Genomic DNA, 20,876 nt, shown 5'->3' on the forward strand with positions numbered 1-20,876 from the left:
AGGGTTTAGTTTACAAGGCGACTTTCCGGCAACCATCGCACCAAACGCCACGGGTTCTTTTACGATTAATGTCAATACAGCAACCGCAGCTAATCGGGAAGGAACGATTTCTTTTAATACGAGTGATACGGATGAGAATCCGTTTAATTTCATCATCAAAGCTACGGTAAATCAGGCGTCTACATCTGTGGGAGAAATTGAAGTCCTTGATCGTACTACTGGCACGGTGGATGGTACTACAACAGCCCTGAATTTCGGCAGTATTTTGCTGGGTGGAAACTTATCTAGAACCTTCACGCTCAGAAATACAAGCCCCTTATTTCCGGTAAGTTTGAGTAATTTACAACTGCCTAATGGTTTCCGTTTGTCCGGGGATTTTCCCTCTACAATTCCACCGAATGGAGAATTGACTTTTACGGTAAAAGTTAATACTACAGCGGCAGGAAATCTGGAAGGAGTTTTGTCGTTTGATAACGATGACACCGATGAAAATCCGTTTGATTTTGTAATTGGTGCAACGGTGACAAATGGAACTCGCATTGATGGAAGCGCGAGTGCGGACACCATTCGGGGAGATAGTAATACTGTTGAAATTATCACTCCGGGTGGCGGAGCTGATATCATTGCATGGGGGAACGTTCCAGCACCAGGTGTTGTAGATGCGATCGCCGGCTTTGCTCCTAATGAAGACCAACTGCAATTTGCCAGATCCAGCTTCGGCAATATTTCTAATGTCACATCTGTAACCGTTACGAGTCTGAATGCTAGCGGTACAGACATTAGCGGCAATAACCTGATCGTTTTCGCTCCAAATCTTTCGTTTGCTAATGTTAGCGAGGTAGATTCAGCATTAGCTACACAACGAGGTAGTTCTACCAACCCGGTTTTCTTCCTCTACACGAGTGATGGAAATCGGTATTTGGGTTACGATCCGGTAGCAAATGCTGCTGGTAGTGCTGTCGATATTGTCCGCCTTGATGCCGAACCAACAGCATCGAATATTACGCTCTTGGGTTGATACAGCGGCAGGACTTAGGCAAAAAAACTTTGGTGATAGGAAAAATCGTGGGTTTCGACTCGCGAGATTGACGCATCACCAAAGTTTTTGGCTTTGGGTGCGTAAGTCGTGAGGGGATTGCAGCCATAAAAGGTACACCGCAAGTTTGTGTAGCGGGTATTAAATACCCGCTACACAAACAAAGCCTTAAGGCTGTAACCGCTCCGAGAAACCGGGTTTCAAGCTGGGATCTCTGGTTGCCAAACCGACGATTTTTCATAGAAACCCGGTTTCTTTAGCATCAAACATCACACCAGATCCCCGACTTTTCTGGTGAAGTCGGGGATCTAGCGTCGGATTAGAGCTTATATTCCAAAGGTTCGCAAAACTGATTCACCCCTGTCTTGATCGCGTAGATTACCACTGGCGCTACCAACAGTTGCGGGCAAAGTTTCGTCGAGGCTAGATATTCTACTGCCTTTGTACAGTTGCCATTTAATAAATCTTCCCTAAAATCTTTTTCGCAGATGGGAACGCGACACCGTTTGGCTAAAAGCGCTAACCAATTATCCGATGTGTCTGGTTGTTGTCCCGCACCAATTGCCAGCGCGATCGCTGCATCTTCCAGATCTCCCTCGCAGTCTTCAATCACATCCAAAGCTTTGAGGGCGTCCGGATCAGCTGATAGTTGCGAACGATACTGAGCAATTTCTTGGGATGTTATCGTCACCATGCGGTTCAACCTGGGAAATCCTATCTCATTTTAAAGCCAAGCAAGCAAGATGAGCGCGGTTTGGGCGATCGCTAACCAAATCAAAAAGCAATTCCTTGTCAAGCGAGTCGCCTGTTGAATTCGTTCTGGCGTAATCGGATGAATAGCTTCTGCCAAAAGCGGTTTGTGCTTCGCCACTCCCCGATAGAAATTTATCCCTCCCACCTGCACGCCCAATACAGCAGCATAAGCGCATTCACTCCAACCCGAATTCGGACTCGGATCGGCAGTTGCATCTCGCCGACATACTTGCAAAACATAACCAGGCTTACCCGATAAAAGCGCTAAAGTCAATACCGTTAACCGACAAGGAAGCCAAGTTAAAACGTCCTCCATTTTGGCGCTAAACCATCCTATATATGTATAGGGTGCGGCGCGATAACCCACCATTGAATCGAGGGTACTGGCAGCTTTATAAGCCAAAGCAAGGGGTGCAGCACCCACCATTGGGATAAAACAGCCAGCGAGCGCATAAAATAGCGGCGCCATCACTCCATCGGTCGCATTTTCCGTCACCGTCTCCAACACCGCCCGTAAAATTTCTGATGAAGATAAATTTTCTGTATCGCGACCGACATAATTACTTAAAGTCTTACGTGCTTTCGCTAGATCTCCTTGAGTCAGGGGTTGTAAAACATCATCCGCAGCATCTCTTAAACTCCTCGCGGCAAAACAGCTTGCCAAGATTATGCTTTCGAGAGCCACACCCAATAAAGGATGTATAAATCTAGCAGCTTGAACAATTATCCAACCCAAGCCGCCGCTACCCATGACCAGTACAATTGCTAAAACTATTCCCGCTAGTCGGTGAGTTATTATCCTTGTTTTGGTAAAATAAGCATCTTCTGTTGCCAAGGGATTATTTACAATGCCTCGAACAAACTGATATATTATCCATCCCATCCCTCGCACTGGATGAGGCCATCCCCAAGGATCGCCAATCAGGTAATCTAGACTGGCAGCGAGGGCTAGAATCAGGTAATTCCCACTACCCATCACCCATTACCCATTACCGATTAGCAATTACTAAACAACAAAACTCGTTTCTTCCCCACAAGCAGCTTGCCAACTGCGGGCATCATAGTAAAGATCTTCTAGGGAAATACCGTACAGCGCTTCTTTTAGCTTTTGGTGCAACTGTCGCCACAGCGTCAGCGTTACCCAATCTTCAGTTGCTTTTGCATCCGCAGTGTGGTGAGGTAGGGGTTCAATCGTTTCTCCCACCGCTTCTAAAATTTGTCCTAAAGAGATTTTCCCAGGTTGACGAGCTAATTGATATCCTCCCAGGGCGCCGCGAACCGAGTTAACTAACCCAGCGCGACGCATCTCGATCAGTAATTTTTCCAGATAGGGAGCGGGGATATCTTGGCGACGAGCGATCGCTTTTACAGAAGTCGGGCCATATCCAGGCTGTAAACTCAAATCTAGTAGTGCCTTTACACTATAGTGCGCGCGAGTTGTCAGTTTCATTCGAGCTACGGTAACCAAAACCTTCCTTTGTCTATCATCCACCAAGTTGAGGATCGTTTCCTTCACAAACGGCTTTCTGTTGCCGATCATCAGCTTCAGGGATGGTCATACCAATCTGCCACGAACTGGGCGCGAGTATTTTCCCTCTCCCTCTCCCTCCTCCCTCACCCCAATTCAACAAAGATGCTACTAAACAGACCCCAGTCAATCTTTAAAGAACTTTACCTTGGAGGGCTAACATAGGGGTGTAAGCTGATATAAAGCTAAAGCTTCATATCAACCAGTGTGAATTTCAGCTAAAGTAAGATACTATAAATTACTTGATGGATTTGTTGTAGAGAGAAGTTAATGCCAAAAACACAAAAGATCGAAACCCTAGAAGGGGAAGCTCTCCTGAGAAAAGTCAAAGAGCTAGAAAATCTCAGCAAAGAGGAAAAAGCCAAAGCCTGCGGCTACTACACCGTGACTAAAAACGGTGTAGAGCGCGTCAACATGATGAAATTCTTGAATGCCCTCATAGATGCCGAGGGGATTCAGTTAGACAGCAAACAAGGCGGTAATGGTCGCGGCGGACGCAGTGCAAGTTATCGAATCAGCGTCCAGTCCAACGGCAACTTATTGATTGGTTCGGCTTACACCAAACAGATGGGGCTGAAACCAGGAGATGAGTTTGAAATTTCCTTAGGACGCAAGCACATTCGTCTCAAACAAATCGGTGGAGACGACATCGAACTGGACGAGGAATAAAGACTACACCGCTACGATCTCGCCCAGAGCAACCGCAACCTTCAAGACCTAAGCGCCAAATACCGTGTGGCAAGGCGTACAGCAAGGGAATAGTTTGCTTATCTATGCCCAAGCAAAGACAAAATCCCCTAAAAGTTGTAGGGTGAGCATTCGCCCACCCTACAAAAAACTAATAACTTGGTCAAGGGATACCTGAAAGGTTGTTCAGGCAGTTTGGGTGAGTTTGGGTAAAGGCAACTCCTGGGTAGTCAGTGCAGGAGGGGAGAGATAGCGGTTAATTGCTCGAGTAGTAACGGCAACGTCGCATGCCAGGGTAATTCCTTCTTTTTCGAGTAAGCCTAAAATCCGTTTGAGGTTGTCGCGTTCAACCACGGGAAGCTGATGCAAACCTCGCGCTGCCATGCGGTCTAAAGCATCAGCAACCGGCTCATCTGCATAGGCATAGAGGAGATCCTTGGTGCAGATCGCAGCGAGGGTTAAATCGACCAAATTGATTGTAGAAGCATCGGATTCGGAGGCAGCGATCGCGCGATCGATATCCTGAAGCGTGACCAGACCAATTAGTTTTAAATCCTGATCGATTGCTAAAGCCGTGTGACAGCGCTCGTTCGTCATCGCCAAACCGGCTTCTAACACGCTGCAACTGCTAGATAGCATCAGGCGAGGTTTAAGCATCGCCGCCGAAACTGGAATTTGTTTTAAAAGTTCCAGATTCTGGTCTTTCTCCACATTCACGCCCATTTGTTGGAGATTTAAGCCCTTATTTACCGTTGACTTTGACTTAATGGTATCCAGCAGCCACACGCTTAAACCCACAGCCGCCATCAAAGGCAAAACAATGCGATAGTCCCGCGTCATCTCGAACAATAACAAAATAGCCGTTAAAGGAGCGCGGACGCTAGCAGCCAAAACCGCCGCCATTCCCACCATGGCATAAGCGGGTGGGGCGGCAATATGTAGGCTTAACCCAGGCAGCAATAAGGGCAAAATTTTTCCATAAGCTGCCCCCAAAGAAGCACCCAAAAACATCGCGGGAGCAAATACACCCCCCACCAATCCGCTGCCCAAACTAAACGCGGTCATCACTAACTTGACGACTAGCAAAAGCAGCAACAACTGGAGGGAAAATTTCACATCTTGCAGCATCGCGCCAACGGTTTCGTAGCCGATGCCGAGAATTTGGGGCAACTGCAAACCCACCAACCCGACGCCGAGTCCCCCAATTACGGGATGAATGTATCGTGGAATACGACCCAACCAGCCAAACCCTGCTACCTGACCGCGAAAGCAGCGTTGAGCCAGTTGAATGGCTTGGGTATAGGTGAGAGATACCAGACTCGCGAGCAAACCCAATCCCATATAAAGAGGCAATTCTAGAGGGCTGCGAACGTCATAGGCTGGCAAACTAAAAGCAGGTTGGGCACCCAATCCAATTTGGGCAACCAACGCCGCTACAACGGCTGCTAGCAGCACCACGCTCACGGCTGAAGTGGCAAAAGTTGTCCCCAAAACCAACTCCAGGGCAAAAAAAACGCCCGCAATGGGGGCGTTAAAACCAGCTGCCAAACCAGCTGCCGCCCCAGCACCCAACAGCAGGCGGTGGCGTTCGCGGGACACTTGCAGCACTTGACCCACTAACATGCCAAAATTGGCGCCGATTTCCACAGAAGGACCTTCTGGCCCCAAAGAAGCGCCAGTTCCGAGAGAAATCGCAGCTGCCACCATCTTCGTAACGGGTCTGAGTTCCCGCGACAAAGCAAGTTTTGCGTCCTCAGTGGCGGCGATTAAAGTAGAAATGCTCGGCCCAAAGTCTTGCAAGCGCCAGCGCATTAGTCCGATGAGCAATCCGCCGATAGTGGGAACGCAGGCTAAACTCCAGGAACCCCAAACCGAGATGTGACCCATCAGATCTTCTAACATCAAACTGTGGATCCGCTCGATCAAATAGTGAAACGTGACCACACCCATCCCCGATCCACCTCCAATCAGCACCGCCAAAATCAATACCATTGTTTCTGGGGAAGGCTGGAGATGGTTAAGTAGGCGGGTGAGTCTGGATGTAGAAGTAGGCACGCGACAAGAAGTGCCCGTTCTGAGTGCTGTCGATTCAGACAGCGAGGCCGCAGCGGGAGGTAGGTATGACATTATAGAGACGACTATATCTAGTACTTAGAGAAAGCTTAAATTTTGTGACTGGCTTCTCAATTTGATTGTATAGATAAAGAACCCCACTGGGGTTGCAGGAAGGTAAGTCAACAAGGGTAGACTAGGGAAGAAGATGGTTGAATCAATCCGTCTGTTACTACTCGTAACAAAACTTTTGGGGCAATGCGGTTAAAAATCTTAGGGTTCATAATTCCGTATCGAATGCTAAAAATGTTTATCTGGCGTCGGCGTTTGGATACCACTTCAAACCAAGGATGGGTTGGGTGGAGATGCGCCTTGCTAAAAGTCACTACAGGTGGCGCAAGCTATCACCAGGAAAAACTCGGATCGAGGCGCTTGGCATCAACACACTGTCAGCAGCTCAACGCTTAAAAATAATCACATCCGGTGGGGAAATTAGGAAATTCTGATGAGTGCTCACACATTTGATGGACGTTCCGCTGTTTGCCCGATTTGCCATCGTTCCAGACCCATGAAGCTGGGCAGAGCGGGCAGTGGACTTTATACTTGCCCCTATTGCGAGCAACGTTTTGTAGTGAGTCAAAGCGGTCATTACGTCCGCGATCCCGTACCGCTTAAACGCCGTCCCAACAGCCAGATGCTGCGGCGTCAGAGTCGCCCTCTAGCTCGAATGCGCCGCGATTTCCGCTTTGGTAAGCCCCTCGCGGCGATCGTCCTTGTAGGTAGTGCAATTTTCTTGGCGGTTACCTTAACAACGCCAGAGGGCAGGCAAGATCGGCAAAATCCCCTACACCAATTTTGGGAGTGGGTGACAAAAAGTTTGGATGGGTAATGGGTAATTGGTAATGGGTAATTGGTAATTTTTAACCTATGCCCTATGCTCTCTGGCGCGTAATTAGCATCCAATCTGGTACGGTTCCTAGCTGTTTTACCTGCTCTAGAGCTAGATTTTGCAGCGTCGATGGATCGATGAGCAAGTAGGGGGAAGAATCTTGTTGCCAGTGTTGTTTGAGATTATCAACTGAAGCGGGGATGACTTGGCGATCGCTATAAAAATTCAACGCCGGTCGATTGTAAGGATAGGATGTATAAATCTTTTCACCCGACCGCATCCCGCTATTCCGGATCATCTCGGCGACGGGTTTCACCGGATACGCTTCGGCTAACTCCCAAACCCAATGTTGGGAAGTCATCAGTAGCATTAACGACACGTACATCCCCCAAAATAATATACCCATAAATTGGCGATCGCAACGCGCCACCAAAACCGCCCCTAACGTCATTGCGATCGCCACGGCAGCTAAAATTAATCCGATATCCGCTTCCCGCGTCGGCGCGAAGAAGCCAAAGTAAACGCTACCTCCCCAACCCGCAACAGCCAGCAATGCTAAAATAACAACCCAACTACGGGGGTAAGATTTTGTCGCGGGAAAATGCCAAACTTCTGCTAAGTAAGCACCCCCTGCTAGGGCTAAAGCCGGGTAAACTGGCAAAACGTACCAAGGGAGTTTTGTCGTCATCGCGGAGATAGCCAATAAGTAAACGCTACTCCAAACCAAGATTAATTTAGCCCAGCCGAGATTGCGATTTTCCCAGGCTAGTTGGAAACTTTGGGGTAAAAATAGCAGCCAAGGCCAGCTTGATTCTAGAATTTCCAGCAGATAATACCACGGTGGCCCAGTGTGATTTTCTACTGGTGTCCAAATCCTTTCCAAGGATTGACGAACGAGACTGGTTGTGATAAAAGATTCACCGTAGTGTAAGAATTGGGCAGCATACCACAACGCTACTGGAATGCTGCCAATAATTAGTCCGCTCCAGAGGTAGAAAGATGTCAGGAGTCGGGGTGTATCCCAGAAGATGAAGAGGAAAGCGATCGCACTCAACAATACTCCTAAAATACCCTTAGTCAGGCAGATCAAGCCGAAACCAATACCAACGCCGAGACAATAGCGCAAATCGCGGCGACTGCGTAACAAACACCATACCATTAACAAAAAAAAGCACAGTATTGCCCCATCCAACATCGCCAAACGTCCGTGACGCACGACGGGTAGCAAAGTCAGGTAAATTAAAGCTGAGAAAATCGCCCCAAGGCGTTGGGGAAAAATTTCCCGCCCAATCCCATACAATAGCGGTACGGAAATAGCAGTTAGCATTGCCCCTGGGAACCGCGTCGTCCATTCATTCACGCCACCGATTGAATAAGTCAATGCAATTAACAGGTGCATCAGCGGCGGCTTGTTATGGTATGGCTCTCCTGCTATGGTTGGATAAAGCCAGCGTAAAGAGTCAGCCGGGGCATGGAAAATATCGCGGGCAACTTGAGCTACAATTCCCTCATCCCAATCCCGCAGCGCCAATCCTCCCAGATTAATTCCATACAGCACAACTGCCGCCACTAGCAATCCTACAATACAGAAAACCTCGCTCCATTTTTCACCCGCGCGAAATTTGTTTTTGGCATTACCCCAGGCCAAATTTGAACCACCCATAATTGCATTGAACTCTATGATACCGGACACCTTTCTAATTTAAACCTATTCAAGTATGAATTTACCCCAAATATTAGACATTGCTATCGGTTTATTGTTTATTTACTTGATTTTGAGTCTGCTCGCCTCGGAAATTCAAGAATTGCTTGCTACCCTTGTCCAGTGGAGAGCCAAGCATTTAAAAAACTCCATAGAATCACTGTTGGTAGGAGGCGGCGAAAGTGCGGAAAAAGAATTGAGTAAAGCTAGAATTATCGCCAATGAACTTTACAACGATCCCTTGATTAATACGCTGAATCAGGAAGCCAGAGGGCCACTTGTAACTTGGTTTCGCAACCTGGCTAAATTTGGCGGTTCGTTATGGTTTAAAATGTATTGTTGGATGCAGAAAAAAGAGGAGGTAAACCAAAGAATTTTTGGACATAAAGATAGCGGACCTTCTTACATACAAGCCGAAACATTTGCCACGACACTGTTTAAAACAATAGGAATTCAGAAACTGCTGCAAAAAGCTAGTGGAGTCAGCTTAGAAAAATTTAGCCTAGAGCTAATCGAGGATATAAAATCGATTGTTCATTCTTTTCCCGAACCAGACTTAAGCGATGAAATTAAATCTCATCTGGAACGAGAATTGAATTTAGTAGAAACAGGTTTTAAGAGAATTGTCCAAGATTTAAAAAACAATAAAGCTACTTTGAATACTAGCCTCAGTAGGCTCGAAGGTACTTTAAATATTTATCTAGATCATGTCAGATATTTCCTCCCCGAAAACAGCGAACTTTTACGCAGAATAAGCTCCTTGAGCATTCAGACTTTTAATTCGACCAATAAAGCTGTATTGCTGAGAAGCTTACAACGTAGCGTCACTGAAGTTTTAGCAGATTATAAAATCCTGAAAAAAGCTTTGGCAGAGCCAAACAGCGAAAGTTATAGAAAAATCGCAGAAATCTACGGTTCAGTTGAAAATTTAGTTGAGGAAAAAATACTGAAAAATTTGCCCGATTCTCTAGTAGAAACTATTTCTGTTATTGCCAAACGAACTCAAATAAAAATTGAAGATGTAGACAAGGAATTACAGCATTTTCAGAAAGAAATTGAAACTTGGTTCGATCGGTCAATGGATCGCGCATCGGGTGTTTATAAGCGGAATGCTAAAGGCGTGGCGATTTTAATTGGCATGCTAGTCGCTACCGCAACTAATGCAGATACGTTTCACATTGTTAGCAGGCTCTCCAAAGATTCGGCTTTACGTACTACGATTACAGAAAGGGCAATTCGCACTCGCCAAGGGGATGATATAAACAACGTTAAACAAGCTTTGGAGAATGTTTCCTTACCTATTGGCTGGAGTGAGGCTAACCTGCAACAACAAGCAAAAGAAAGTCAAGAATGGCGAATTAATAAATGGTCTTTTTCTTATCTTAAAAGGCTTGTAGGTTGGATTTTGAGCGCGATCGCTATTGCAATGGGTGCGCCTTTTTGGTTCGATATGCTTGGTAAGTTTATCAATGTTCGCAACGCTGGACCAAAACCTGTATCCCATACGCAAGAGCGACCACCTGAAAGTTAGCATTCGCCGCAAAGCCAAGAAACTCCCTTCCCGGTAGAAGATTATCCGCTTCTTCCGACTTCTTCTTCCTTCGTGTACTTCGCGTCTAATTCGCTACCCTTGAATCGCTAAGCGCATCCGCAAGCGTTAGCTTTCGCTAACGCGGTTCAATAATACTAATTATTCGGGCAGCGAAAAGAGTAATAATTATTTGTGATATTGTAGTTGTTTTAAATTAGGTTAAAATTGGCGCGGTTTCCCACAGCCAAGCCATAAAATAGGACAAGAATATCAATTTATGAGATGACTAAACGTTTAAGTATTATATTTTTAAGTGCAGTCGCCCTCCTGGAATGTTTCCCAGGGGTAATGCAGGCTCAACCAAGAAGTCAAACTAGGGCAGAAGAGGTTTATAATCAAGGCATTGCTAAGACAGGTCGGGAAGATTATCGCGGCGCGATCGCAGACTTCCAACAAGCAGCAACTTTATTTAACCAGTCGGGCAATTTAAGCAATGCTTATAAAAGCCAAGCGCTAGCGACTTACTGGCAATTGACCTTTGAAAGAATTCAGCGTACAACCCCCAGTAATGAATCGCTACCGGGTTGGTATGTTGGAGGTTCTTGTGTGGGAAATCCAGTTTGTAAATATAGCGTTGTCTTCGTCAATCCAGGTGCAGAAAGCAGTAATTTTGGGGGTGTAGTCATTTTAGAAGAAAAACTGCGAATGCTCAATCGACCCGATGGCACGGGAGAACCAATTAACGCAGTTTTAGATGCACAAACAGTCCCCAAACTTCGCCAAGGTGAGTATTTTGCCCAAATTGGGTGTCAGATGCGGCGAGGAAGAACGCAAAATTTATTTGTAGCGATCGCTCAAACAAATGGTTACGAAAATGCCGACTTTTATCCCGCGCGACTAGCATGGCGCATCAATTTAACCAGCAAAAAAATCGAAAGCATCCCAGCCACAAATATCCGCTGCGAAAATCCTTGTCCCGGCGGCTGTTAGCAATTACCAGAAAAAATTTACAGCAGATTGCAAGTGGATGAGGGAAAGCGTTATCGCTTCGTTTGTGTAGCGGCAGCATTAATGCTGCCGCTACACAAACGAAGGTGTACCTCATACGTCTGCAATTCGCTATAAAGCCCCCTTTCAGGGTAAAAGTAAAAATTAATTTCCCTCCTTCCCAATCCTATAAGCTTTAGGACGAGGTAACTGTCAACTGTCAACTATCAACTGTCAACTATCGGGGAAATTTTTTCTCTCTAACTTCAGTGGCGAAATCTTGCGCCGCTTGGGTAATAATTGCGCTTAAATTAGCATAAGCTTTGGCAAATGGCGGGGATTTTTCTCCCATTCCCAAGATATCAGCGGTGACTAATACTTGACCATCGCAATCAGGACCAGCACCAATGCCTATTGTGGGTATTGATAGTTTTTGGGTAATTTGTGCGGCTAAGTCTGCGGGGATGTGTTCTAGTAACATGGCGAATGCGCCTGCTTGTTCGAGAGCGATCGCTTCCCCTAAAATTCTCTCTGCTTCCTCTTTTGTCTTCCCCTGCTGCTTCAAACCTATCTGATACACCGACTGCGGCGTTAACCCTACATGTCCCATTACGGGAATTCCAGCTTGCACTAAACGGGATACTGTCTCTACCATCGCCGGATATCCGCCTTCTAATTTTACTGCCTGCGCCCCTGTTTCTTTTAAAATTCGCCCTGCTGAATGAATCGCTTGTTGCGGACTTTCTTGATAAGTTAAAAACGGCAAATCTACTAAAACTAAAGCTTGTTTTACCCCCCGACATACTGCTTTGGCATGGTGGATCATCTCATCTAGGGTTAGTGGCAATTCGTTTTTATATCCCAGGGCTACTCTTGCTAAAGAATCGCCGACTAAAATTAAGTCTACTCCGGCTTGATCTAGTATCTGGGCGATTGGGTAATCCCACGCAGTTAAAACTACGATGGGGCGCTTTTGTTGTTTCCATTCAATTAATTGCCGGATTTTGATAACCATTTTTTTTTGAACCGCAAAAGACGCAGAGGACGCAGAGGTAAGAAGAAGAGAGAGTTTTATTCAGGGGTGCTGCGACTGAAACTTTGATGGGGGGTGGCGATACCTGTCATTGTGTCTACCCACGCTAGTCCCTCGCTTGTGCCGACCCATAATTTATCATCGGTGTTGGCAGATATTGCTAGTATTCTTGCGGCTGGTAATCCAGTTACTTCGCCCAGCAATGTGCCTCGGTATGGGTTGTATCTAAATAAACCTTTGTCGGTTCCGACCCAGAGGCTACCCAGTTGGTCTACGTGGAGTGCTGTAATATTTCGTTGGTCTAGTTCGGTGACGGTTCGCAAGACTCTACCGTTGATTGGGTCAATTTCGATTAAACTGTTGGGCGTTCCTACCCAAAGACTACCTCGCAAATCGGTGGCGAGTGCTTGTACTGTCGTACCTGGCAGATCTTTGATGCGGTTAATGGGAAAGGCGCTGGCTGTATCCACTCTGACTAATCCATCTAAGGTTCCTACCCATAATTGACCTTCTGGATCTAAACTCAGCGCATTTGCGCTGACTCCGGGTAAGTCTCGCAGGGTGGTCATCAATAGTCCTTGGTCTGGACTAATTAAGGCTAAGCCGCGATCGCCTCCCACCCACAAGTAACCCCGCTTGTCAATTAATAGCGACAAAACTTTACGCGATGGGAAAAAGTAACTCTGCGCTGTCGTTTCGTTGGTGCGGGGGTCTACTCGCTGCAATCCTTCGTAGGTTCCGACCCAGATCCGCCCTACTTTATCTTGGGCGAGCGCGAAAATTGTAAAGTTGGCTAAACTAATCCGCGCCAAAACGCTGCCGGTATTGGGGTCGAGTCGCGCCAATCCCCGCCACGAGCCTACCCAGAGGTTACCATTTATATCCCGTTGCAAGGCACTGACTCGATAATCGGTTTCTAAAGGACGGCGCTGTATTCGGCGCGGATCTACATTCGGTGGCGGCGCGGTGGGTGGATAAAGGGGAGTTGGATCGTTTCTGAGGGTAGATTGGGCTAAAACGCTGCTATTCATCCCAATTTGCCCAAAAATTCCTCCTACCGCCACCAGGATGGCACTTAGGTAAATACTGCGTACGCTCAACCTTGGCATAAATACACCTCCTGCAAAGACTTGCTCGCGAGCGCTCTATACGTGCAAGTTGTTTCTAATTTATCCAGCCCTCAAAGTGCAATTGCTGAGGCTTCACTTTTCCATAACATATACTGCTGCTGGCATCTGACCCATTTCGCCTTTCCTGGCACAAAAGTTGAGTATACCTGGTAACCACGATCGCCGGGAGTTTTCTGTAACAAATAATGCAAAATATTGTAATAAATCTTAAAGTATTATAAATAATTATGAAAATCTAAAGAAAATTTGAAGTTTAACTTATTGCTTTATTGGTATAGTGTAAAACGACGAGCCAATCAGGCAATCAGAATTCGAGAGACTCCTGGGAAGGAAGACATGTCCTATTCAAGAACTGCAACTCAGTCCAAATCTGGGTATAAGGCTGGCGTAAAAGATTATCGGCTGACTTATTACACTCCCGATTACACTCCCAAAGATACTGATATTTTGGCGTGTTTCCGCGTCACGCCGCAGCCCGGAGTTCCTCCCGAAGAAGCGGGTGCAGCAGTAGCAGCAGAATCCTCCACTGGTACTTGGACAACTGTGTGGACTGACCTGCTCACCGACCTGGATCGTTACAAAGGCCGTTGCTACGACATCGAGCCAGTTGCAGGCGAAGACAACCAATTCTTCTGCTTCGTCGCCTATCCGCTGGATCTGTTTGAAGAAGGCTCCGTAACTAACATGTTAACCTCCATCGTAGGTAACGTGTTTGGTTTCAAAGCCCTCAAAGCCCTGCGTTTGGAAGACCTGCGGATTCCCGTAGCCTACCTGAAGACGTTCCAAGGGCCACCCCACGGGATCACCGTTGAACGCGACAAGTTGAACAAGTACGGTCGTCCCCTGCTGGGCTGTACGATTAAGCCGAAACTCGGTTTGTCTGCGAAGAACTACGGACGTGCAGTTTATGAATGTCTGCGCGGCGGTTTGGACTTAACCAAAGACGACGAAAACATCAACTCCCAGCCTTTCATGCGGTGGCGCGATCGCTTCCTGTTCGTTCAAGAAGCCATCGAAAAAGCTCAAGCTGAAACCGGGGAAATCAAAGGTCACTACCTGAACGTGACTGCCCCCACCAACGAAGAAATGATGAAGCGGGCTGAATTCGCTAAAGAAATCAAAACCCCGATCATCATGCACGACTACCTGACGGGTGGTTTCACAGCTAACACATCTCTGGCACGCTTCTGCCGCGATAACGGTTTGTTGCTCCACATCCACCGCGCGATGCACGCCGTAATCGACCGTCAGAAGAACCACGGTATCCACTTCCGCGTACTCGCCAAGTGCTTGCGGATGTCTGGTGGTGACCACCTGCACTCCGGTACCGTAGTTGGTAAGTTGGAAGGCGACCAAGCGATCACGATGGGCTTTGTCGATCTGATGCGCGAAAACTACATCGAAGAAGACCGCTCTCGCGGTATTTTCTTCACCCAAGATTGGGCTTCTATGCCTGGAGTATTCCCGGTAGCTTCCGGCGGTATCCACGTATGGCACATGCCCGCGCTGGTAGAAATTTTCCAAGATGATGCTTGCTTGCAATTCGGCGGCGGCACCTTGGGTCACCCCTGGGGTAACGCTCCTGGCGCTACCGCAAACCGCGTCGCGTTGGAAGCTTGCGTCCAAGCACGCAACGAAGGTCGCGAGTTAATGCGCGAAGGTGGCGACGTAATCCGCGAAGCTTGCAAGTGGAGTCCCGAACTCGCCGCAGCTTGCGAACTGTGGAAGGAAATCAAGTTCGAGTTCCAAGCCGTTGACACCCTCTAAGCGATTTTGGATTTTGGATTTGAGATTTTAGATGTTGAGGGAAATCTGAAGTTGGTAGCGATTTTGATTGCTGCGCTGATATCCCTCATCTAAGATCGAAAAATTTAAAATCTGAAATTCAAGCTGGGGTCAGTTCATGGACTTAAAACAAGTTGCCAAAGACACGTCTAAGGTACTGAGCAGCTACTTGACGTATCAAGCGCTGAAAACCGTAATGGCTCAGCTGAGCGAAACCAACCCGCCCCAAGCGTTGTGGTTGAGTGGCTTCGCCTCTCGCCACAGCGTCCAAGACGGAGAAGCCTTCCTGCAAGCGCTGCTGCAAGAAAAGCAAGACTTGGCATTTAGGCTAATGACGTTGCGAAAGCACCTGGCAGAAGAAGTCGCCGACTACTTACCAGAAATGGTTCGCTCTGGAATTGAGCAAGCCAATATGGAACATCAGCGCCATCATCTAGAGCGACTCGTACAACAAGGCGTCACTGACTCCAGCACCTATCCCAAAGAGGAAAAAGAATCTTAGCCGATCTTGGTAATGGGTAATGGGTAATGGGTAATGGGTAATGGGAATATTCCCAGAATTAGCAATTAGCAATTAGCAATTAGCAATTACCAATTACCAATTACCAATTACCAACAACCGTAAAAACATCAGACAGACACGAAGGAAGCCATGCAAACTCTACCTAAAGAGCGCCGTTTCGAGACTCTCTCTTACCTGCCCCCCCTTTCGGATGCCCAAATTACCCGTCAACTCCAGTACATTCTGGATAAGGGCTACATTCCCGGTGTGGAATTCAGCGAAAGTTCCGAACCGACTCAGCACTACTGGACGCTGTGGAAGCTTCCTTTGTTCAACGCCACCACCACCAACGAAGTGTTGAGTGAAATCAAAGCTTGCCGCGCTGAGTACGGCAACTGCTTTATCCGCGTCATGGGTTTCGATAACGTGAAGCAGTGCCAAGTTCTCAGCTTCATCGTTCACAAACCCAACCGTTTCTAAATCTGAAACCGCAAACAAAGAATAGTTAAACCTTGAGGAGGTAGGGACAGTTTTTGTCCCTACTTTTTCTCTTGCTTCCGGATAAAGAAGGACAAGAGAGGAAGAGGCTAATATAGATTTGCGTTATTGATATGGTGGCGCGATGAAATCTCTTCCTCAAATTTCTAGATTGGTAGCATTACTAATTGTCGGTATATTATTAACCTTTTCTATACCCTTGCTGGCTAGAGATATTCAGCTACCTGCTAGTCGAGCGGTAGAAGTTAGGCAGATTCGCGGTACGGTCACGTATCAAGGAAGACCAGCACGAGTAGGCGATCGCTTAACTTCCCCCGGTCAGCAAATATCTACAGGTAGACAATCTAGTGCGGTTTTGGCTGTAGATAGTGGAATTGCTACGATCAATGTCGCTGAATTAACCACCGTGCAAGTCCAAAGTCTTTCTATGGTTGCCAATGGCGGCAAAGTGACGCGCCTTTCCGTACCCAGAGGACAAGCAAGGGTGCAAGCGCGACCCTTGACCAACCTAAATTCGCGCCTGGAAATTAGCAGTCCAGCAGGGGTTACAGGGGTTCGCGGGACTGAATTTGGCGTCGGTGTTGGTCCAGGTGGTAAAACAGGAGTTTCTACCCTTGAAGGCGCAGTTGCTACTTCTGCAAAAGGGCGAACGGTGACGGTAAATGGTGGCTATTCTTCCCTAGTTTTTCCCGGAGATCCCCCAACTCCACCCAAATTAACGCAAGAAAACTTGAAGTACGAGTTGATTAGTTTATCACCTATCAATCAAAACAGAGTGCGATTAATTTGTACGGTCGATCCGCTGAATTTGGTATTTTTAAACGACCAGCCTTTAGAAATGGATAAAACAGGCAAAATTGACACAATACTACCCAGACCAGCTAATTCTGACTACAGGATAGTGATTCGCAGTCCCCTGGGAAAACAGGAATCTCACGAGATTGGTGCAAGATTACTAAGGTAAAATGCTAATAGCTAATGGCTAATAGTTAATGGCTGGTATAAGTGTAAAATATTCCGATGAGCAATTAGCAATTAGCCAGCTATTTTTAAAGGCATTATAGTTATAAATAGCAACTTGGTTTAATAACTAATGAAAAATGAGTTGTCTCGTTATATTGCCCGCATTCAGGCACTATTGCCTGGATTTATTGCTGCTATTATTTCCTTGGTTGTGTGGCAGTTGGGTGGGTGGAAAGCTTTGGAACAAGTGGGTTATAACTCGCTGTTTCAAATTCGGGATATGGGAATTTTACCCAAGCCAAATTGGGATAAACGGATAGCAGTTATCGCAATTGATGAAGCGAGTTTGAGGAAGTTGGGGAGATTTCCGTTTGCGCGCGATCGCTACACTAAACTATTACAAGCACTCTCCCCTTCTCGTCCCGCAGCAGTTGGTTTGGACATTATATTTGCTGAACCTAGTCCCGACGATAGCCAACTTGCCGACGCCATCCGCGCTAGCGGTAATGTAATTTTGGCTGAACCTTGGGATGATAGGGGAAAAATCATCCCCATCATCTCAATTTTGGACGAAGCCGCCGCCTCGCGGGGTCAGATCTGGCACAGGGTAGATACAGATGGCATTAGCCGTCAGGCGGCGCTATTCGTGCGGGGTATTCCATCCCTGGGAGTGGCGATGCTGCAACTCTACAATACCGATAATCCAGACCAGTCTTTAACAATCCCTATTCAGGACAGTCAAGAATTTCAGCAAGTTTGGTTAAATTGGCCTGGAAAAACGCAATCTTTGCCGACTTATTCATTTGCGGATGTGCTAGAAGGTAAAGTATCTAAAGATGCTTTTACTGGCAAATTTGTATTAGTAGGAATAACCGCAACTGGTTTCGATCCGTTGGTGACGCCGTTAAATCAAATCCCACCAACTAGCGGCGTTTACCTTCATGCAGCCGCGATCGATAACTTGCTAAATAATCGATTGCTGCAACCTTTACCAGACTGGAAAACCGCAGTTTTATTGCTTTTAATTGGCCCCATTACTAGCGGGATATTGTCAAAATTGGGTGCAGAGAGAAGGATAGCGATCGCAATCCTTCTCCCCCTATCTTGGTATGGTATTTCAATAGCCTTATTTGCCTTCAATTCTGGGTGGCTTCCTATTGCTGCGCCTATGGGTACAATTGTATTGGCTGGAATTGGTTTGCAACTGCGAGAACAACAGGAAAAGCAACAATTAATGAGCCTATTTGAAAAATACATGGCGAAAGAAACTGCTAACTTAATTTGGCAGCGCAAAGACGAAATAATTAAAAATGGCGAATTGCAACCGCAAGAAATGGTAGCCACAGTTTTATTTATGGATATTCGCGGTTTTACGACTATTTCAGAGCAATTATCGCCCCGCGAATTAATGCCTTGGCTGAACCAATACCTGAATGCGATGAGCGAGTGTATTATGAATCGTGGCGGCGTCATCGATAAATATATCGGGGATGCAATTATGGCAATTTTCGGCATCCCGTTTCCGCGCACTAAACCGGAAGAAATTAAACAAGATGCTTTAAATTGCATCGCTGCTTGTTTGGACATGTACGAACGACTGCAAAAATTAAATCAGCAATTTGAAACCGAAAAAAAGCCAATAATTAAATTTGGAATTGGCGTTCATACTGGAGCTATTATAGCAGGTAGCGTTGGCGGTGGGAAGCGTTTGAATTTTTCCGTTTTGGGCGATACAGTTAATGTGGCGGCGCGACTGGAGGCGATGAATAAAGAAGTAAAAGAAGATAATCCCTATGGGATTTTAATCACTAACGAGACTTGGGAATATGTCAGCGATCAGTACGATGCAAAACCCGTCAAAAGCATTCAACTGCGAGGTAGAAAGCAAGAAACAATTATTTGTTCTATATTGGGCGAAAAGTCATTGCTAATTGCTAATTGCTAATTGCTAATTGCTTGCTAATTGCTAATAGGAGTAATGTCAGCTGATTACTTTGCATTCAATTATTTCATCATGAACGAAAATGAAGTAAGGAATTTGTCCATCCTTTTGCAACTTCCCCGGTTAGTGGGAACTGCTCAAGAGATTCAACAGGCAGAACTAATCAGATATGAGAAACTCAAACAAGTTCCCTTTTTTGAAGCCAACTGGGATATGTTTCTGAATGAACTAAAAGCTAGAAATTTACCTGACGACACTCTCATACACCTCAGACAAAGCGATCTTGCCGAGTTTTGGATAGCAAACAGCGAGCTAAGTTTTTGGGAATTACTGGAATATTTTTATTGAGACTGTCACCACCATTCGAGTTAAAACAGCTTCTCTAGTCGATTTTCTCCATTACTTCACCGCCAACTATTTGATAACCCCAGCGAGAATTTCGGTTGGCAAGTTGCCGTGCTGCGTCGTACTCACCCAGACGACAAAGTTCAACTAATTGTTGATATCCATCCTCTTTCTGTTGCTGCAATCTAGCCTTACTGAGATGTTCTCTTTCTTGGTATGAAAGAGTAGGGCGTCCCGGAACAAGCGGATCTATGTCACGAATGTGTTTCATGGCAAATTATCTCCTGGCATTTTTTATTTTATGACTAAAAAGGCATTAAATCCACCACTTCACCATCTACAATTCCGTATCCCCATTCTGGGTGTTCGGCAATTTGCCGTTCAACTAAAGTGCGACCCATAGGAGTTTTATAAGCTGACTGTAAAGCAGCAAGACTGGGAATATCGCAGGTAGAAGCGGGTGATTTATCCTCAACTTCTGTCAATTCTAAACGACTGTCAGGTAAAGATGCTGTACTGGATGATTCTAGAGAAAAGTCAGGAGCAACAGCAGCTAGTTTATTCATGACACTTTCTTTGGTGATTTCAGGTTTATTTGTAAAAGAGGGGGGTAGATAAGGTGTTGTTACTCCTAATTTTTTCGCTTTGATGGCTTCATCGGCGATGCGATCGCATTTCCTCAAGAATCCCTCCCACAAATTTTTTCCTAGTACCGGATCTCTTAAATCTGAACGTGCTTTTGCAACTGCAACCTCCAATGGTTCTCCTTTATGAACGTAGTATTGAATGCGTTCCTCTTCAAAAACTGGATAAGGAATTCCTGGTTCAATTTCCCACTCTCGCTTAACTTTTTGACTAGATCCTAGCGGAATTACTGAAATAAATTCATCCCAAAACGGCGATACCAAACCTTTGGTCATACCATCTATAATTTTAAAAACACATCCACCAGGGTTATCGTATCCTTTCTCTTTAAAGTATTCTAATAAAGCTCGTTGAAACTGCTCAAATTGCTCTTGAGAATTCCAAGGACCGCTAAATTGATAATTAGGATTTACTTTGACTGAAATTGGCTGACGCTGAACGGGAAAAAACTTATCCGTTTTAACTGTTTCCACTTCTAGAGAAGCGCGATCGTTTTTACCATTACTAACTTGATAGTGATTTTTATAATCTTCATCGCAAAAAGCCTCTAAAATCGTTTCAAACGCATCAATATTAGGCCAAAACTCTACGACATTGCTGTTATCGCAAGCGCGTTCTTGGATGAGCGATCGCTTAAGCAATTGACTCCTAGCATATTGCTGTTCCACCCGACTCAAACCCGTCTCGCGCTCAATTTCATCAAAACTCATTCTCACCCATTCATCGGTATTATTTAATTGAGCCTGCCATTGGACAAGCTGACAAAAGAAAACCGCCGCCGTCACCCCACCAGTTACCTTAGCCAGTTGGGGATAGTAAACGACTGAATTACCTAAATTTCGCCATAAAAATGCCAGCTTCATGCTTA

20 protein-coding genes are annotated in these 20,876 nt (G+C 46.1%); 11 read left to right on the top strand and 9 right to left on the bottom strand.

What is annotated here, in order from left to right:
- On the top strand, positions 1 to 1,018 hold a 1,018-nt coding region (locus MiSe_RS08185), incomplete at its 5' end, for a choice-of-anchor D domain-containing protein (RefSeq protein WP_226577264.1).
- Between the two features lie 337 nt (positions 1,019 to 1,355).
- Here MiSe_RS08185 and MiSe_RS08190 read toward each other — a convergent pair.
- Genes MiSe_RS08190 through MiSe_RS08200 form a run of 3 tightly spaced genes read right to left on the bottom strand, consistent with a single transcriptional unit; the run spans position 1,356 to position 3,239 of the window.
- Complete coding sequence (locus MiSe_RS08190) at positions 1,356 to 1,730, bottom strand: hypothetical protein (RefSeq protein ID WP_226577267.1); 375 nt, start codon at positions 1,728 to 1,730, stop codon at positions 1,356 to 1,358.
- Positions 1,731 to 1,760: 30 nt separating this feature from the next.
- On the bottom strand, positions 1,761 to 2,765 hold the full coding sequence (cbiB, locus tag MiSe_RS08195; RefSeq protein ID WP_226577269.1) for an adenosylcobinamide-phosphate synthase CbiB: 1,005 nt from the start codon (positions 2,763 to 2,765) through the stop codon (positions 1,761 to 1,763).
- 30 nt (positions 2,766 to 2,795) lie between these two features.
- Complete coding sequence (locus MiSe_RS08200) at positions 2,796 to 3,239, bottom strand: Rrf2 family transcriptional regulator (protein WP_226577469.1); 444 nt, start codon at positions 3,237 to 3,239, stop codon at positions 2,796 to 2,798.
- 348 nt (positions 3,240 to 3,587) lie between these two features.
- On the opposite strand from MiSe_RS08200, the gene MiSe_RS08205 reads away from it, so the two are divergent.
- Positions 3,588 to 3,986 carry an AbrB family transcriptional regulator gene (locus MiSe_RS08205; RefSeq protein WP_226577272.1) on the top strand — a complete coding sequence of 133 codons (399 nt, stop codon included), beginning with the start codon at positions 3,588 to 3,590 and terminating at the stop codon, positions 3,984 to 3,986.
- A 204-nt stretch (positions 3,987 to 4,190) separates the two neighbouring features.
- On the opposite strand, the gene MiSe_RS08210 is transcribed toward MiSe_RS08205, so the two are convergent.
- The gene (locus MiSe_RS08210) at positions 4,191 to 6,131 is read right to left on the bottom strand and encodes a chloride channel protein (RefSeq protein ID WP_226577274.1); all 1,941 of its coding nucleotides are present in this window, start codon (positions 6,129 to 6,131) and stop codon (positions 4,191 to 4,193) included.
- A gap of 430 nt (positions 6,132 to 6,561) precedes the next feature.
- Here MiSe_RS08210 and MiSe_RS08215 point away from each other — a divergent pair, with 430 nt between their 5' ends.
- Complete coding sequence (locus MiSe_RS08215) at positions 6,562 to 6,945, top strand: hypothetical protein (protein WP_226577277.1); 384 nt, start codon at positions 6,562 to 6,564, stop codon at positions 6,943 to 6,945.
- A 43-nt stretch (positions 6,946 to 6,988) separates the two neighbouring features.
- Here MiSe_RS08215 and MiSe_RS08220 read toward each other — a convergent pair whose 3' ends face one another.
- Positions 6,989 to 8,608: an ArnT family glycosyltransferase gene (locus tag MiSe_RS08220; protein WP_226577472.1), complete on the bottom strand. Its 1,620-nt coding sequence runs from the start codon at positions 8,606 to 8,608 to the stop codon at positions 6,989 to 6,991.
- Between the two features lie 55 nt (positions 8,609 to 8,663).
- Between MiSe_RS08220 and MiSe_RS08225 the strand changes: the two genes are divergently transcribed.
- Both MiSe_RS08225 and MiSe_RS08230 read left to right on the top strand, forming a co-directional pair.
- Positions 8,664 to 10,178, top strand: a complete 1,515-nt coding sequence (locus tag MiSe_RS08225; protein ID WP_226577280.1) for a hypothetical protein — start codon at positions 8,664 to 8,666, stop codon at positions 10,176 to 10,178.
- A 282-nt stretch (positions 10,179 to 10,460) separates the two neighbouring features.
- Positions 10,461 to 11,168 carry a hypothetical protein gene (locus MiSe_RS08230; RefSeq protein ID WP_226577283.1) on the top strand — a complete coding sequence of 236 codons (708 nt, stop codon included), beginning with the start codon at positions 10,461 to 10,463 and terminating at the stop codon, positions 11,166 to 11,168.
- A gap of 235 nt (positions 11,169 to 11,403) precedes the next feature.
- Here MiSe_RS08230 and panB read toward each other — a convergent pair whose 3' ends face one another.
- Both panB and MiSe_RS08240 read right to left on the bottom strand, forming a co-directional pair.
- Positions 11,404 to 12,180 (bottom strand): 3-methyl-2-oxobutanoate hydroxymethyltransferase, encoded by a 777-nt coding sequence (panB, locus tag MiSe_RS08235; RefSeq protein WP_226577286.1) that lies wholly within the window; start codon positions 12,178 to 12,180, stop codon positions 11,404 to 11,406.
- A 56-nt stretch (positions 12,181 to 12,236) separates the two neighbouring features.
- Positions 12,237 to 13,307 carry a ligand-binding sensor domain-containing protein gene (locus tag MiSe_RS08240; RefSeq protein ID WP_226577289.1) on the bottom strand — a complete coding sequence of 357 codons (1,071 nt, stop codon included), beginning with the start codon at positions 13,305 to 13,307 and terminating at the stop codon, positions 12,237 to 12,239.
- Between the two features lie 357 nt (positions 13,308 to 13,664).
- Between MiSe_RS08240 and MiSe_RS08245 the strand changes: the two genes are divergently transcribed.
- The 6 genes from MiSe_RS08245 to MiSe_RS08270 all read left to right on the top strand — a co-directional run bounded on the left by MiSe_RS08245 (position 13,665) and on the right by MiSe_RS08270 (position 19,366).
- The gene (locus MiSe_RS08245) at positions 13,665 to 15,095 is read left to right on the top strand and encodes a form I ribulose bisphosphate carboxylase large subunit (protein WP_226577292.1); all 1,431 of its coding nucleotides are present in this window, start codon (positions 13,665 to 13,667) and stop codon (positions 15,093 to 15,095) included.
- A 136-nt stretch (positions 15,096 to 15,231) separates the two neighbouring features.
- Positions 15,232 to 15,615 (top strand): RuBisCO chaperone RbcX, encoded by a 384-nt coding sequence (rcbX, locus tag MiSe_RS08250; protein WP_226577295.1) that lies wholly within the window; start codon positions 15,232 to 15,234, stop codon positions 15,613 to 15,615.
- Between the two features lie 150 nt (positions 15,616 to 15,765).
- Positions 15,766 to 16,095, top strand: a complete 330-nt coding sequence (locus tag MiSe_RS08255; RefSeq protein WP_226577297.1) for a ribulose bisphosphate carboxylase small subunit — start codon at positions 15,766 to 15,768, stop codon at positions 16,093 to 16,095.
- Between the two features lie 142 nt (positions 16,096 to 16,237).
- The gene (locus tag MiSe_RS08260; protein ID WP_226577300.1) at positions 16,238 to 17,077 is read left to right on the top strand and encodes a FecR family protein; all 840 of its coding nucleotides are present in this window, start codon (positions 16,238 to 16,240) and stop codon (positions 17,075 to 17,077) included.
- A gap of 129 nt (positions 17,078 to 17,206) precedes the next feature.
- Entirely contained in the window at positions 17,207 to 19,021 is a 1,815-nt protein-coding gene (locus MiSe_RS08265; RefSeq protein WP_226577303.1) for a CHASE2 domain-containing protein, read from the top strand.
- A 33-nt stretch (positions 19,022 to 19,054) separates the two neighbouring features.
- Complete coding sequence (locus MiSe_RS08270) at positions 19,055 to 19,366, top strand: hypothetical protein (RefSeq protein WP_226577306.1); 312 nt, start codon at positions 19,055 to 19,057, stop codon at positions 19,364 to 19,366.
- A 34-nt stretch (positions 19,367 to 19,400) separates the two neighbouring features.
- Here MiSe_RS08270 and MiSe_RS08275 read toward each other — a convergent pair whose 3' ends face one another.
- Entirely contained in the window at positions 19,401 to 19,634 is a 234-nt protein-coding gene (locus MiSe_RS08275) for a hypothetical protein (RefSeq protein ID WP_226577308.1), read from the bottom strand.
- Between the two features lie 34 nt (positions 19,635 to 19,668).
- A complete protein-coding gene (locus MiSe_RS08280) occupies positions 19,669 to 20,871 on the bottom strand; it encodes a hypothetical protein (RefSeq protein WP_226577312.1) in 1,203 nt (400 codons plus the stop codon).
- Positions 20,872 to 20,876: the final 5 nt, after the last annotated feature.

Origin of the sequence: Microseira wollei NIES-4236 (assembly GCF_020521235.1) — a bacterium.
Lineage (GTDB): Bacteria > Cyanobacteriota > Cyanobacteriia > Cyanobacteriales > Aerosakkonemataceae > Microseira > Microseira wollei.

Bases quoted from the DNA above. Each gene is read 5' to 3' on its own strand.
- MiSe_RS08190 (WP_226577267.1), bottom strand. From the start codon at position 1,730: ATGGTGACGATAACATCCCAAGAAATTGCTCAGTATCGTTCGCAACTA.
- MiSe_RS08205 (WP_226577272.1), top strand. From the start codon at position 3,588: ATGCCAAAAACACAAAAGATCGAAACCCTAGAAGGGGAAGCTCTCCTG.
- MiSe_RS08260 (WP_226577300.1), top strand. From the start codon at position 16,238: ATGAAATCTCTTCCTCAAATTTCTAGATTGGTAGCATTACTAATTGTC.
- cbiB (WP_226577269.1), bottom strand. From the start codon at position 2,765: ATGGGTAGTGGGAATTACCTGATTCTAGCCCTCGCTGCCAGTCTAGAT.
- MiSe_RS08240 (WP_226577289.1), bottom strand. From the start codon at position 13,307: ATGCCAAGGTTGAGCGTACGCAGTATTTACCTAAGTGCCATCCTGGTG.
- MiSe_RS08270 (WP_226577306.1), top strand. From the start codon at position 19,055: ATGTCAGCTGATTACTTTGCATTCAATTATTTCATCATGAACGAAAAT.
- panB (WP_226577286.1), bottom strand. From the start codon at position 12,180: ATGGTTATCAAAATCCGGCAATTAATTGAATGGAAACAACAAAAGCGC.
- MiSe_RS08265 (WP_226577303.1), top strand. From the start codon at position 17,207: ATGAAAAATGAGTTGTCTCGTTATATTGCCCGCATTCAGGCACTATTG.
- MiSe_RS08255 (WP_226577297.1), top strand. From the start codon at position 15,766: ATGCAAACTCTACCTAAAGAGCGCCGTTTCGAGACTCTCTCTTACCTG.
- MiSe_RS08275 (WP_226577308.1), bottom strand. From the start codon at position 19,634: ATGAAACACATTCGTGACATAGATCCGCTTGTTCCGGGACGCCCTACT.
- MiSe_RS08220 (WP_226577472.1), bottom strand. From the start codon at position 8,608: ATGGGTGGTTCAAATTTGGCCTGGGGTAATGCCAAAAACAAATTTCGC.
- MiSe_RS08280 (WP_226577312.1), bottom strand. From the start codon at position 20,871: ATGAAGCTGGCATTTTTATGGCGAAATTTAGGTAATTCAGTCGTTTAC.
- rcbX (WP_226577295.1), top strand. From the start codon at position 15,232: ATGGACTTAAAACAAGTTGCCAAAGACACGTCTAAGGTACTGAGCAGC.
- MiSe_RS08200 (WP_226577469.1), bottom strand. From the start codon at position 3,239: ATGAAACTGACAACTCGCGCGCACTATAGTGTAAAGGCACTACTAGAT.
- MiSe_RS08245 (WP_226577292.1), top strand. From the start codon at position 13,665: ATGTCCTATTCAAGAACTGCAACTCAGTCCAAATCTGGGTATAAGGCT.
- MiSe_RS08230 (WP_226577283.1), top strand. From the start codon at position 10,461: ATGACTAAACGTTTAAGTATTATATTTTTAAGTGCAGTCGCCCTCCTG.
- MiSe_RS08225 (WP_226577280.1), top strand. From the start codon at position 8,664: ATGAATTTACCCCAAATATTAGACATTGCTATCGGTTTATTGTTTATT.
- MiSe_RS08215 (WP_226577277.1), top strand. From the start codon at position 6,562: ATGAGTGCTCACACATTTGATGGACGTTCCGCTGTTTGCCCGATTTGC.
- MiSe_RS08210 (WP_226577274.1), bottom strand. From the start codon at position 6,131: ATGTCATACCTACCTCCCGCTGCGGCCTCGCTGTCTGAATCGACAGCA.